The sequence below is a fragment of the Bacillus bruguierae genome (assembly GCF_037104725.1).
Lineage (GTDB): Bacteria > Bacillota > Bacilli > Bacillales > Bacillaceae_G > Bacillus_A > Bacillus_A bruguierae.
Genome location: NZ_JBAWSX010000007.1, coordinates 1 through 14,068, shown reverse-complemented (window position 1 = coordinate 14,068; position 14,068 = coordinate 1). Strand labels below are relative to the sequence as shown.

Genomic DNA, 14,068 nt, shown 5'->3' with positions numbered 1-14,068 from the left:
TTTTTCATTCGTCCTCTTGTTTTTCATGAATTTGTAGTTCATTTTCTGGGTTATGGTACGTATAGAAACTGTCTACAAGTAAATCTAAATGTTCTACTTCCTCGCTATAATTAATAATAGCTGAAACGAGAGGAAACAGGTGAAGCCATATTCGATAGCTTTCTTCATCATCTTTATTTTGATAGTTCATAAATATATCAATTAATTGTTGTTTACCAACAGAAACTTCGTCAAGAATTTCAACAGATTGTTGTTTCTTTGCTTTCCCAATAAATTTGAGTAATACTTGCTCATGATAATGAGTTAATGAATCCAGCTCATTTTGAATCGATTCTTGAAATGATTCTGGCATATATCGTAACTCGTTCTCTGTTCGATGGAGCGCCTTTAATGTACTTAAAGCGCGACTTGTTGTTGCTAACATTTGTCTAAATAGGACTAGTTTACGAATTTTAGCAACTTGTACTTTTTTGGTATAACTTCTTTCTTCTTTATACAGCAAATAGTAATGATTTAGACGAATCATTTTTTCTTTCATACGGTCAATATCTGTTTTCAATGTTGTGAAATCAGATGCTTGCCTACTACTCATTCGAATCCACTTTACAATTTCTTCTGTATTATCCACGATTTTATGATAAAGCTTTGTTTCGTATTTTGGCGGCATAAATATTAAGTTTACGAGAGATGCCGCAATAATCCCAACCATAATTGTTGCGAATCGTAATAGGGCAAAATCAAAGAAATTTGCTCCTTGATATTCCATAATGGCAATAACAGTTACGAGCGCAATGGAAATTGTATTTTCTAGATGTAATTTTAAAGCGAGTGCAATAACTAATATACACGTTAATCCAATAATAAAAGGATTACTTCCGAAGGCAAACACAAAGACAATGGCAAAAATTGCCCCCATCACATTTGCTTGAATTTGTTCTAGAGCTGTTAAATATGAGCGGTACACAGAAGGCTGTACAGCAAAAATTGCTGAGATTCCCGCAAATACAGGGCTCGGTAATTCAAGCAGCAAACATATAAATAAAGCTAATGTAATGGCAATACCCGTTTTTAAAACGCGAGCACCAAGTTTCATACTTTTTTTTTATATCCTTTCTTCCTTGTCAGAATGAATGTACAATATGATACTATACATTCATTAACTTATGTTAGCAAGTAGTATTTTAATGAAAAAACCTGCTGAACTTCAGCAGGTTTTTTTGATTTGTTATAGAGTACTATGAGAATCAAAAGGCGTCAATGAAAAAACTGTTATCCCACTATTCGTGGGCAGTAATATTCCCACCTCAAAATTCAGCGAAAGCATTGTCCAGCTTCAGTGGCTAGAATGTTCGGTGGCTTCGCTTCTTCCTACGAGGAAAAACCCCCCTCTACGTCAGAAGCTCCATCCTCCTCACATTCTGAACGAGCCACTTCCGCTTTTCTTAAGAAGTTAGGTGGGAGATAAACTGCTGGCATGCGCCCGATTGGTGAGGGCTGATAATTAGTGGGGGATGAAGAAAACCCCCACTGAATAAAGTTTCAATTTATTCTTTTGGTTTACTCTGTTGAAACAGATGGATCGGCTTGCTCTTTTGTTGGAATTACTTCGAAGAAATGAGAATTTAGATTGGTTAACAAAGGTGAGAGAAGAGCGACTTCTTCGTATTGTTCATGTTCATTTAATATACGAAGATAGTCTAATAATAGCTCTTTCACATCAGATTCTCCTATTTTGCTGAGTGGACGAATAGTAACATTCGCTCCTTTTGCAATTCGTCGTCTTAATGATTGTTCTGTTAATCCAAAATCAGGAAGATGACGCAAGTATACAACTCCACCTGTCATTCCGGCACAAATCCACGGTCCAGGGTCACCGAGGACGAGCGCGCGGCCGTTTGTCATATACTCAAAAGCAAATCCTTTTATATTAGCGTGAACACCGATATTTCCATGTTCTTCTTTCGGAAGTGGTTTTGTCATTTTTCCACCAATAATCATATCAGCTCCTGATAGACGAATCCCTGCTCTAGCGTCAGCGTTTCCTTGTATATATAATGCGCCTTTTTGTGCTCCGTATCCGAATCCCTTTCCAACAGAACCGTTATAGTATTTACCATCTTTTCCTTTTGTTTTTGTAATGTAAATACCACCGCCAAAAGCTGTTTTTCCAATGCCATCTTGTGCGCCGCCATTGACGTGAATGAAGAGATTTTCACTATTATAGGCGCCTAGACCATTTCCGGGAACAGATCCATTTGTGTATTTTAATGTGACGGGATCTAATACACGATTTTCATATAGTTTACTGCGAATACGGTAGCAAGATTCCATGCCCCCCATAACACGTTGATCGACGCCGACATGAATAAGTTCTTTAGATGCAATGGAATAATGAGCCTTGCTACATTCTTGATGCGCTGTTGTTTGCACGGCATTGTATGTTACATCTTCTAATGTTTGTAATAAGTAATGTAAATTTAGTAAATGCTGGCCGTGTGTTTGTTCCAATAAATCAGAACGACCGACAATTTCTTGTAAGTTGATATGGCCAAGCTGTCCCGTTAATCGTTTTAGTTCTGTTCCGAAAGCTGTGAATAAATGTAACAATCCTTCTACAGCACTTTCGAAATTTCGTGGTACGAAGCGGCGCAGGCCATGTTCTTTCGCTTGTGCTTCTGATTCGATTTGCGTTGCAATCCCGACATGACAAGTATCTAAATGACAGCCGCGGCATGTCGTACAACCGATTGCAATCATAGAAAGTGTACCGAAGCCAATGCGGTTTGCACCAAGAAGCATAATTTTTAATGCATCTGCAGCGCTGCGGATGCCGCCGTCAGCCCAAATTTCTACACGCTCTCTCATCCCAGCTTCTAACAGCGCGTTATGAGCAGCTTTTACACCAATTTCAACAGGAAGACCAACGTGCTGCAGGGCATGAATACGTGCGGCACCTGTCCCGCCATCGAAACCGCTAATGTTAATAAAGTCAGCACCAGCTTTAGCGATACCTACTGCAATGGTTCCGATATTAGGGACAACAGGAACTTTAACAGCTACTTTCGCATGTTGGTTGGCAGTTTTAATTTCAGTAATGATTTGGGCTAAATCTTCAATTGAATAAATGTCATGGTTATTGGAAGGAGAGATTAAATCCGAACCAATTGTTGCATTTCGCGCTTCTGCAATTTTTGCTGTTACTTTTGACCCCGGTAAATGTCCGCCTTCTCCTGGTTTTGCTCCTTGCCCAATTTTAATTTCAATTAAGTTAGATGAATTGAGGAGTTCAGCGTTGACACCAAAACGTCCTGATGCAATCTGTTGCCCGCGTGTATGTGGATATTTACCGATCATATCTTTAATTTCGCCGCCTTCACCGTTTAAACTAATCATATTTAATCGATCAGCGGCTTCGGCATATGCGCGGAAGGCAATTTCATTTTGTGAGCCAAATGACATCGAACTAATAATAAATGGTAGACTATGATTTTTTACTGCAATTGAGACTTTTTCAATTGGTGTTTTATGATTTGTTTCTTTTATTTTTATAAGGTGACGAATTGCTGTTGGATTTTTTTCTTCTAATTCATCCAGTTTTTCACGGTAGTCATCGTATGCATTTCCCTTGGAAATATCTCCAATCGCTTTCCAAATGCGCGGGAATAGATGAAATGTTTTTCGTATGTTTGCTTTTTCATTTGTATAATCGATTGCCCGGACTTTTGCATCTTCTGCTAGTGCTTGTAGCGAAAAAGCCAACCTACTAGATCCAAGGAAATTCGTAATATCCAATATCTGTGCAATTTCTTCGTGTAGACCAATGGAAGAGAAGAGGCGACCATAGCCGCGTAATTCATGAATTCCAAGTGTTGAAATCACTTTTTCAATTCCTTTATTCAATGCGTTATATAAATTGAGAAGAGGCGTTTCTGTTTCATCGTTTACTGTTGCAAATGTAAGGTATGGATTGATAACATCTGCTCCTAAACCATATAAAGTTACAATGTCGTGTAAAGAGCGAAGTGCTCCCGAACGTACGGCAATTGCACAATTACGGCGGAGTTTATGCTTCACGAGCTCTTGATGAACTTTGGCTGTAATTAAGTGCGGATCAATCCATAACTGATTGTTTTGATGAGCTTTTGCATCATCAATGATAAGAAGTGATGTACCTTTTTTTATTGCTGCTACAGCTTCTGTCCCAAGGCGATTGAGTGCCGCACCTAAAGTTTCATCTTCTGTAAACGTTCCAGATACTTTATAAACCGTGCTGTGTAGAGCAAATAGCCGTATGAGTTGTTCATAAGATACTGTGTCTAGATGCCCTGCAGCTTGTTGCCCCAATGTGCCTTCTAAGATAATAGGGCTTGGAAGTTCTACAATGAATGGTTGTTCGTTTGCTGTATACAGAGTTGGTCGTTTCCCTACAATTGTACGCGTCGAAAAATGCTCTACTTCCCGGTCGCGATCAATTGCAGGATTTGTTACAACAGCAACGCTTTCCTTTATAAAATCAGCAATATTTTGTCTTCCTGTATCGAGTGCTGCAAGGGGGGCATCATGCCCGAGGGAACGAATTGGTTCAGCGCCTTTTTTAGCCATTTGTTCGAGAAGCTGAATATGTTCTCGGTCCCAGCCAAAAGCCGCGTATTGCTCTGTTTTTACTTCTGTAATTGAAACAAGGTTATCTAATTCATCTGTTGGCGGAACATGTAGGTGGTAGCGATAATCGGTAAATTCAATTCGTTGTTTCATACGTGCATATACTTCTTTTTGGTATGCATCGTATTCGTATAAAATAAGATCACCCTTCGCGTTTCGCTTTAGGCCTACTTTTTCCCCTGGAGCAAGTGATTTTGGTTCTGCCATGTATTCAGCCGGAGAAATAACACCTGGTTCAGAGGAAAAAATATAAGAGCTTTCCGTTTCTACTTTCCAAACGGGGCGTAAACCAAGGGAGTCGACGCTAAAAACAGCTTCATCTTTATGTCGTGAAATAATTCCAGCCGGTCCTTGAGCAAAATGTCCCCATGCTTCACGTATATACGTATATAAGTCTTGCATATGCGGCTTGTATAATTTAATTTCATTAATAATTGGTGGAAATAATATATCCATTGCTTCGAATAAACTATAGTTGTAATGGGTGAGAAGTGTTTCTAGCGTACGATTTAAGTCTTGAGAGTCGCTGCCTCCAATTGCAAGGGACACATCAATCATTTCAGCTTGATCTCGCAGCTTAGCAATAGTATTAATTTCTCCATTATGTCCAAGGATGCTAAATGGTTGAACACGAAAAAAATTAGATAATGTATTAGTAGAATAGCGGTTATGTCCAAGAGTCATTGTAGATGCAATAAGTGGATGACGCAGGTCAGCGTAATATGATATAAGTGTATCCCCAGCTCCGAGTACCTTATAAACAACATAATTAGGACTAAATGACGCAACATGAATTGCTTCATTTTTTTCGATTTCTATCGTTAGCGAGAATAGTAATTGATCAATCTGTTCATGTTGATTTTTTGGAATAACAGCAATTTGCCAAAATAGCGGTTCTTCTTGTTTACCAAGAGGTCCAAGGGCATTAGAGTTAGTTACGGCGCTAGTTTCAAATATAATCGTTAAATTTTCTCTCTGTAGTAAGGAACGGATATCATTTTGTGAGGCATGTGTGTCTTGTTTTTGATGTAGAAAAAAATGTCCAACGATAAAGTGAGGATGGTTCACTAATGTTGGGTTATAACCATATTTAGTTAATTTTTCTTCCCAAAGTGCTTTAGGAAGATCGATATGAATTCCGATTCCATCGCCTTCGTTATTAATAAATCCAGCACGGTGATTCATTTTTACAAGAGATTGTATACAAAGATCGATGTTTTCTTTCGTTGGAATATTTTGTTTTTCCATTACGGAAACGATTCCACATGCATCATGTTCTGCATTTGCATAATTTTGAAATGAAGACGGTGTCCATTTATTTGTTGTACCCGGCATCCGTCAATCCCTCCTCTTTTTGAATTTGGAATAATCAAAATATTCAAGGTGTACAACACCTTGTATTAAACATAATAAAGTGAAACTTCCATCAGTGAGGGGTTCTTCATCCCCACTATTGATTAGTTGAACCAATTTGTATCTGAAATTAAAACAGATAATTATGAATAATTATACTATTGATGTGTGATTTATGAAATAGTAAAAATAAAAAAACAGAGTGTTACCTCTGTTTTTTTATTTTATTCCTATTAAAGAGGGTAGTGTATTTTGTTGTTTATGAAAAATTTTATTTTAAAGCAGCAAATGCTCTGCCAACAGCTTCAATTGTGTATTCAATGTCTTCTTTTGTATGTTCTGTAGTTAAGAACCATGCTTCATATTTAGATGGTGCTAAGTTAATTCCTTCGTGAAGCATGAGTTTGAAAAACTTACCAAACGTTTCACCATCTGTATTTTGTGCAGCATCGTAGTCTTCGATCTTATCTTTTGTAAAGTATACTGTTAAAGCACCTTTTAGGCGATTTACTGTAATATCGATGTTATGTGCAGTTGCTTGTTCTAGAATACCTTTTTCAAGCATTGCTCCAAGTTCATCTAGTTTTTCATATACTCCTTCTTGCTTAAGTACCTCTAAGCATGCGATACCAGCAGCCATAGAAGCTGGGTTTCCGGCCATTGTACCTGCTTGATACGCAGGACCGAGCGGCGCAACTTGCTCCATAATTTCTTTTTTCCCGCCGTAAGCACCAATTGGAAGGCCACCGCCGATTATTTTGCCAAGTGCAGTTAAGTCTGGTGTTACTTCAAGTAAATCTTGAGCGCCGCCATACATAAAGCGGAAAGCTGTAATAACCTCATCATAAATAACTAACGCACCTGCTGCATGAACAAGTTCATTCACTTTTTCAAGGAAGCCTGGTTTTGGTTCAACGATACCGAAGTTTCCAACGATTGGCTCTACAAGAATTGCGGCAACTTCATGTCCCCATTTATCTAAAGCTTCTTTTAATGTATCTACATTATTAAAAGGAACTGTAATCACTTCTTGGGCAATACTTTGTGGTACACCAGCAGAATCAGGAGTACCAAGTGTAGAAGGACCAGAGCCTGCTGCTACAAGAACTAAGTCCGAATGTCCATGGTAGCAACCCGCAAATTTCATAATTTTTGTGCGTCCTGTATAAGCGCGAGCAACGCGGATTGTTGTCATAACAGCTTCTGTTCCTGAGTTTACAAAACGTACTTTATCCATCGCGGGTATAGCTTCTTTTAGCATTTTTGCAAATTTTACTTCTAAAGCTGTTGGTGTTCCGTATAACACCCCATTTTCGGCAGCGACTTTAATCGCTTCTGTTACATGTGGATGAGCATGACCTGTAATAATCGGTCCGTATGCTGCTAAATAATCGATATATTTGTTGCCGTCCACGTCCCAAAAGTAAGCACCTTGACCGCGCTCCATTGCAACTGGTGAACCGCCGCCAACTGCTTTATAAGAGCGAGAAGGACTGTTTACACCACCAACGATATGTTCTAAAGCATCTTTATGTAGTTCTTCTGACTTTGTGAACTTCATGAAAATTCATCTCCTTACAAAAATCTATGTATTATTTTAACACGTTTTTGGAAAAGACGTATTGTTTGTACAAGTTGCTACTGTTGGGTAAACTATTCGTTGTGCTAAACAGAAACTTTCACTATCGAATTGATGATTATATAAAAAACCTTTCTTTTTAGAGGAGGACGAGAGCATCTGGCTGTGCATAGAAGCGGTCAGGGCCTTTTTCTGCCACATGCCTGGTTTAAAACAAAGGGATCAAGCGAGTGGGAGTCATTTTGCATTGCTATATAGCAATGATTTATATGTCGAAAAATATATAGTTAGGCGTATAACAAGGAAAGATATTGTTTACTAGAGTGGAAGATAGAAAGGAGAATCGTAATGGAGACGGTTATTGAAGTAAAAGATTTACGAAAAGAATTTATATCGTATTCAAGCCGCTCAGGATTAAAAGGAGCGTTTCGAGATTTATTAAATCGTAATTATAAAATTGTCCCAGCAGTAAATGATATTTCGTTTACTGTAAAGCAAGGAGAGATGGTTGGGTATATTGGAGAAAATGGCGCTGGTAAGTCCACTACGATTAAAATGCTAACAGGTATTTTGACACCGACTGCTGGACAAATTACTGTGAATGGCATGAATCCTCACAAACAAAGGGAAGAGTTTGTGAAAACAATTGGTGTTGTGTTTGGTCAACGCTCGCAGCTTTGGTGGGATATTGCTGTGCAAGAATCATTTCGTTTGTTAAAAAAAGTATATGGTGTATCTGATGCAGAGTATAAAGAACATATGGAGCATGTAATTGAAACATTAGATATTGGTCCTTTATTGGATAAACCAGTTCGGAAGTTATCGCTCGGACAACGGATGCGCTGTGAACTAGCGGCAGCTTTAATTCATAATCCGCCGCTATTGTTTTTAGATGAACCGACAATCGGTCTTGATGTCCTCGTTAAATTAAAAATCCGTGATTTTCTAAAAGAAATGAATGAACGATATAAAACAACAATTTTATTAACGACGCATGACATTACGGATATTGAAGCACTTTGTGATCGTGTTGTCATGTTAGATGAAGGAAAAATAATGTATGACGGATCTTTAGACAAGCTTCGTTCGCAATGGGGAGCAGAAAAAGAAATTCATTTTCAATTTGTAACCTCTGTTTCTTATCAGCAACTTGCGATGTTAATGCCTGATAATAATGTAGTTTGGTCACAAGGAAAAGAACAAAATACATGGATTGCTAAGATCCCAAATGAAGAAGTTATGATTTCAACTCTTATATCAAAAGTTGTGCAATCTTTTGCAATTAAAGACTTAAAAATTAATGAAGTTTCTACAGAAGAAATCATTCGTAATATTTATGAAGAGGGCATGATTCATGGGTAAGTATATTGAAATGATTCGCGTTCGGTTTTTAATGATGCTTGCGTATCGAACAAATTATTATAGCGGTATTATTATTTATACAATTAATATCGGAGCATATTATTTCTTATGGCAAGCCATTTATAGCGGAAAAGAAAATATTGAAAGTTTATCGGTTACACAAATGACGACATACATTGCAATTGCCTGGATGGCCCGTGCATTTTATTTTAATAATATTGATCGGGAGATTGCGATGGAAATTAAGGAAGGACGGGTTGCAGTTGAATTAATTCGTCCATATAACTATTTAGGTATGAAAGTAATGCAAGGATTAGGAGAAGGGATTTTTCGATTTGCTTTCTTCTCTATCCCAGGTATGGTCATCGTTACATTGTTATTTTCACTGCAAATTACAACAAATTTCCAAACGTGGTTGTACTTTTTCCTATCATTATTATTTAGTTTTATCATCAATACACAAATTAATTTAATGACAGGAATGTTAACATTTTTCTTATTTAATAATAATGGAATTATGTATGCAAAACGCGTTGTTATTGACTTGTTTTCAGGGTTATTACTTCCGATTAGCTTCTATCCGCTATGGGCGCAAAAAGTAATGACGTTTTTGCCGTTTCAAGCGATTAGTTATATTCCTAGTATGATTTTCTCAGAAGGAATGCAAGGTGAGGCGATTTATAAAGCTTTACTATTTCAAATCATATGGGCAGTGCTTCTCATTATTCCAATTGTTATGATGTGGAAAACAGCGAGAAAACGGCTGATTGTGCAAGGGGGATGATGAAGTCATGTTATATTTTAATTTGTTTTTACAATATGCAAGTCAATATATAAAAACGAAGTTGGAATATCGCGGGGATTTTATTGTTGGTTTGCTATCTGATTTATTGTTACAAGCAGTAAACTTAATTTTTATCCTTGTTGTATTTGGACATACGCAAGCGCTAAAAGGATGGAACAGGGAAGAAGTTATCTTTATTTATGGTTTTTTCTTGGTTCCGTTTGCGATTTTCTCTTCGTTCTTTAATATATGGGATTTTAATGATCGTTATATTGTAAAAGGGGAAATGGACCGAATTTTAACACGTCCTATTCATAGTTTGTTTCAAGTGATCTTAGAACGAATGGAATTGGAATCGCTTCTTGGTGCAATAACCGGTTTTGGCGTAATGGGATATGCTGCACTGCAGCTTCAATTAACATTTCATTGGTATGATTTCTTTCTATTTATATTGATGGTAATAGGCGGTGCACTCGTGTATGGTGGGATTTTCGTAACGCTTGCAAGCATTGGCTTTTGGTCAGATGCAAGAAGTTCTATTATGCCGCTCATGTATAACATCGGAAACTACGGACGTTATCCTGTTAATATTTATAATCGCGTTATTCGTTTTGTTTTAACGTTTGTATTACCGTTTGCTTTTGTTGGTGTGTATCCGGCATCTTACTTTTTAGGAAAAACTGAATGGAACTCCTATGCATTTGTAACACCGATTGTTGGGTTTATTTGTTTTTTAATCGGGTTTTCCGTTTGGAATTTAGGGGTAAAGCGATATCGCGGTGCTGGAAATTAATCTATTTCATCTTTAGACTAAGAGGGTTCATATGGGATAAATCATCTTTTGTCCTCATACAAATAAAATGAGGTGGAGGACATGTTGTGGGTGATTATTTTATTGATTGCTGCGATTGCTGTATTACGAAGTATACAATTGCTATGGAGTTCGGCAGGAGAATCAAACCGTTTTTTCTCTTTGTATAATCTGATTTCGTTATTTCTTATTTATACAACGGTACTAATTGCATTTGCGCTTAGTTATGTTGTTTTAGAAGAAAGTGGATTTTCGGTATTAGAAGAAGACGGGAAGATAGTAATGAATCACTCATTTGCACTTGTAGAAATATGTTTATATTTTAGTGCAATTACGTTGTTATCAGTTGGATATGGTGATGTAACTCCTATTGGAATTGGCCGTTGGATTGCAATTGTAGAAGCGTTAATTGGATATACGATGCCATTTGCATTTGTTGTGCGGACAGTTATGGAAAATGAAAAATGATAGGATATTTGATATAGTGGAAGCAAAAGAGAAGGAGTGATTTTACATGGTTGCAGTAGGACAAATGGCACCGGATTTCACGCTAACAGCAAGTAACGGAGAGCAAGTAAAATTAGCTGATTTTCGAGGGAAACACGTTGTAATTTACTTTTATCCGAAAGATATGACACCAGGGTGTACAACTGAAGCGTGTGATTTTCGTAATCATCATGTAGCCTTTGGAGAGTTAGAGTGTGTAATTTTAGGGATAAGTACAGACTCTTTGCAGCGACACGAGAAATTTATCGAAAAATATAATTTGCCATTTTTGCTGTTAGCTGATGAAGATCATACAGTTGCAGAAATGTATGATGTGTGGAAGCTTAAGAGAAACTTTGGAAAAGAGTACATGGGAATTGAAAGATCGACATTTATAGTTGATAAAGAAGGACAGTTAGTGAAAGAATGGAGAAAAGTTAAAGTTAAGGGCCATGTAGAAGAAGCGTTGGAATTTGTTAAAGAAAATTTATAATGGGCCTGTAAATGCTAAAGTAAACGAGACAGTAGGTACAAATAGAAATTTACGCAGAATAAAATAATTAATGAAATATTACAAGGCATATGACTATACACTTTTGGGAATTTTTCATATGTTAACAGTGTAGGGCATACCTCCTCAGATGATAGTTTTTCATGTGCGAGTTTTTCTCGCACTTTTTTCGTGTAAGTGTATAAAAAGAAGTAGGATCATCTAAAAATAAAGTGAAACTTTATTCTTTAATTAATCTTTTTTCTTTTTGGATATCTTTGAAGTGGGAGGTGGCTGCTGCTGGCGCCCACATTAACTATGTTTACACTGTTTATTAAATTTGAAATAAGTTAAAGAATAAAATACATAGTTATAGTAGAAATGTTGACGAGTGGAAGGAAAAGGAGTACACTCTTTATAAGAATTATAAAATAATAATCCGTATAGAATCGGGGTGCATGACGGTGGTCAAAGAAGAATTAAAAGAAGCGCTGGAAATGTTGAAAAATACGGGTGTACGCATTACTCCACAGCGTCATGCTATTTTAGAGTACCTTGTGGAATCTATGATGCATCCAACAGCGGATGAGATTTATAAAGCATTAGAAGGTAAGTTTCCAAATATGAGTGTTGCAACAGTTTATAATAACTTACGCGTATTTAAAGAAGTAGGGCTTGTAAAAGAGCTTACCTATGGTGATGCCTCTAGCAGATTTGATTACGTTACAAGTCAACATTATCACGTGATTTGCGAAAAATGTGGCAAAATTGTTGATTTTCCGTATGCAGATCTAGAGGAGATTGAGAACGAAGCCGCGAAAGCAACGGGTTTTGTAATCAATAGTCACCGTTTAGAAATTTACGGTGTTTGTCAAGATTGTAATAAGATTGATTAAGGAGCTGACGTTTCAAGTCAGCTCTTTTTTTTATAAAAGGCTCTGTTAAAGACTGCTGTTGATTTTTTTGTTAAGCTAACGATGTAGTTTAATACAATAAAAAAGAATTAATAAACTTTTATTTAAATGAAGATATAATGCGATTAACAGTAACGGGGTGCCATTATGGATGAACGAAAGGCGCGTTTAAAACAAAAGTTAAAAATAGCTCAACAAAAGAGCCAGAGATATAAATTAATGAGTTTACTAACCAAAGATATGTCAACTGTTATAGAAAAAAGTGATGTAATTACATCTCCGGAATTAGAAACAATCCTTAATAAGGTCCACGAGAAATGGAACTTTGAATTACATAAATGGGATTTTGTAATTAATTATAGTAATTTCAGAAAGGAATTTAGTTGGGAACAAGAGGTTATTCATTATGTGGAAGGGATAGATATTGAAGAAAACCTAGTTTATTTATTTTTGGGGATAGATGACAGTCCAATATTTCTTGTTAACGGAAAATGGGCGATAAAGAACTTTAGTATTCTATGGCAATGTATTAACAATGATGATATATGGATTATTAGTCAAGATTTTAGCTATGGTGTTCTAGTTTTTCGCTATGGAGGATATTTGGAACACGACCCCAATCCAAAAGAAATTTTTTATGCAATTACTAAATGGGATGATTAATTAAAAGGCTACTTCAACTAAAGCGTCGGTTAGTTGAAGTAGAAATCAGAAAAGGGCTGAATCGATCCTTTTCCTTTTCATCAGATATCAACATTATCATTTAATAAAGCCTTATAGAAAATAAATGTAGGCTTTCCGTTACATTTTGTAACCCTTTCGATTGTATTTTTCATCGAATTCTTTTCCTTCTAACCTTCGATCAAGTGTGAGCGGCTGGTTACAATGCATACAAGCATCAACTCGTCCAAGTATTTTTGTTGGTTTGTTACAAGACGGACAAACAACTTGAACGGTTTTTGTTGATAGCATACCAATCCAAAAATAAACAACAGTACTAGCGATGACGGAGAAAAACCCGACCATCATAAAAATTGTCATAACAAGAATGTTTTCTCGAAAAAAAACGCCTAAGTATGCAATGAAAAGTCCAATAAATACTAAACTTAATGCAAAAGTTCTAATCTTATTGATTTTATTTGAGTATTTAATGCTCATCTCTTTCACCTTCCTATAATGATAATATAACATAGAATTCTGAATTTTTGGATGATTAAAGGTATCTAGGCCTTTTTTATGTATTTTGAGGTGTTTAATTAGGATGTAGAATTTTTTATAAAAGGTATTGACCATCTATAAGGAGCATGCTATATTAATAAACGTCGCTGCTGCACAAGAGCAGAAAGCGAAATGAAAAAGAAGTGAAAAACAGTGTTGACATCAAAAAATAAAGATGTTAACATGAGGAAGTCGCAATTGAGCGGCGGATAAGTTCTTTGAAAACTGAACGAAACAAACAACGTGAAACGTCAATTTTTATTTATGATGCTAGACAAACTAACTTTATTGGAGAGTTTGATCCTGGCTCAGGATGAACGCTGGCGGCGTGCCTAATACATGCAAGTCGAGCGAACCGATTAAGAGCTTGCTCTTAAGAAGTTAGCGGCGGACGGGTGAGTAACACGTA

The 14,068-nt window shown here is 36.7% G+C and carries 11 protein-coding genes and 1 rRNA gene; 8 read left to right on the top strand and 4 right to left on the bottom strand.

What is annotated here, in order from left to right; translation table 11 throughout:
- Positions 1–4: 4 nt before the first annotated feature.
- From WAZ07_RS13150 to WAZ07_RS13140, 3 genes are all read right to left on the bottom strand, one after another.
- Positions 5–1,093 (bottom strand): FUSC family protein, encoded by a 1,089-nt coding sequence (locus tag WAZ07_RS13150; protein ID WP_090916981.1) that lies wholly within the window; start codon positions 1,091–1,093, stop codon positions 5–7.
- A 464-nt stretch (positions 1,094–1,557) separates the two neighbouring features.
- The gene (locus tag WAZ07_RS13145) at positions 1,558–5,997 is read right to left on the bottom strand and encodes a glutamate synthase-related protein (RefSeq protein ID WP_336472823.1); all 4,440 of its coding nucleotides are present in this window, start codon (positions 5,995–5,997) and stop codon (positions 1,558–1,560) included.
- 289 nt (positions 5,998–6,286) lie between these two features.
- On the bottom strand, positions 6,287–7,576 hold the full coding sequence (locus WAZ07_RS13140) for a glutamate-1-semialdehyde 2,1-aminomutase (protein WP_336472822.1): 1,290 nt from the start codon (positions 7,574–7,576) through the stop codon (positions 6,287–6,289).
- Positions 7,577–7,942: 366 nt separating this feature from the next.
- Between WAZ07_RS13140 and WAZ07_RS13135 the strand changes: the two genes are divergently transcribed.
- The 7 genes from WAZ07_RS13135 (at position 7,943) to WAZ07_RS13105 (ending at position 13,104) form a co-directional block, all read left to right on the top strand.
- Entirely contained in the window at positions 7,943–8,956 is a 1,014-nt protein-coding gene (locus WAZ07_RS13135; RefSeq protein WP_336472821.1) for an ABC transporter ATP-binding protein, read from the top strand.
- The gene (locus WAZ07_RS13130) at positions 8,949–9,740 is read left to right on the top strand and encodes an ABC transporter permease (RefSeq protein WP_090916989.1); all 792 of its coding nucleotides are present in this window, start codon (positions 8,949–8,951) and stop codon (positions 9,738–9,740) included. Before WAZ07_RS13135 ends, WAZ07_RS13130 begins: the two co-directional genes overlap by 8 nt.
- Positions 9,741–9,747: 7 nt before the next feature.
- Positions 9,748–10,533 carry an ABC transporter permease gene (locus WAZ07_RS13125; RefSeq protein WP_336472820.1) on the top strand — a complete coding sequence of 262 codons (786 nt, stop codon included), beginning with the start codon at positions 9,748–9,750 and terminating at the stop codon, positions 10,531–10,533.
- Between the two features lie 81 nt (positions 10,534–10,614).
- Positions 10,615–11,019, top strand: coding sequence for a potassium channel family protein (locus WAZ07_RS13120; RefSeq protein ID WP_336472819.1), 405 nt, complete (start codon positions 10,615–10,617; stop codon positions 11,017–11,019).
- A gap of 46 nt (positions 11,020–11,065) precedes the next feature.
- Complete coding sequence (gene bcp, locus WAZ07_RS13115; protein ID WP_336472818.1) at positions 11,066–11,530, top strand: thioredoxin-dependent thiol peroxidase; 465 nt, start codon at positions 11,066–11,068, stop codon at positions 11,528–11,530.
- Positions 11,531–11,991: 461 nt separating this feature from the next.
- Positions 11,992–12,423 carry a peroxide-responsive transcriptional repressor PerR gene (perR, locus tag WAZ07_RS13110; RefSeq protein WP_336472817.1) on the top strand — a complete coding sequence of 144 codons (432 nt, stop codon included), beginning with the start codon at positions 11,992–11,994 and terminating at the stop codon, positions 12,421–12,423.
- Between the two features lie 165 nt (positions 12,424–12,588).
- On the top strand, positions 12,589–13,104 hold the full coding sequence (locus WAZ07_RS13105; protein WP_336472816.1) for a hypothetical protein: 516 nt from the start codon (positions 12,589–12,591) through the stop codon (positions 13,102–13,104).
- A 138-nt stretch (positions 13,105–13,242) separates the two neighbouring features.
- Here the strand turns inward: WAZ07_RS13105 and WAZ07_RS13100 are convergent, their stop codons facing one another.
- On the bottom strand, positions 13,243–13,599 hold the full coding sequence (locus tag WAZ07_RS13100) for a YgzB family protein (RefSeq protein ID WP_090917001.1): 357 nt from the start codon (positions 13,597–13,599) through the stop codon (positions 13,243–13,245).
- Between the two features lie 345 nt (positions 13,600–13,944).
- On the opposite strand from WAZ07_RS13100, the gene WAZ07_RS13095 reads away from it, so the two are divergent.
- A 16S ribosomal RNA gene (locus tag WAZ07_RS13095) occupies positions 13,945–14,068 on the top strand; the annotation flags it as partial.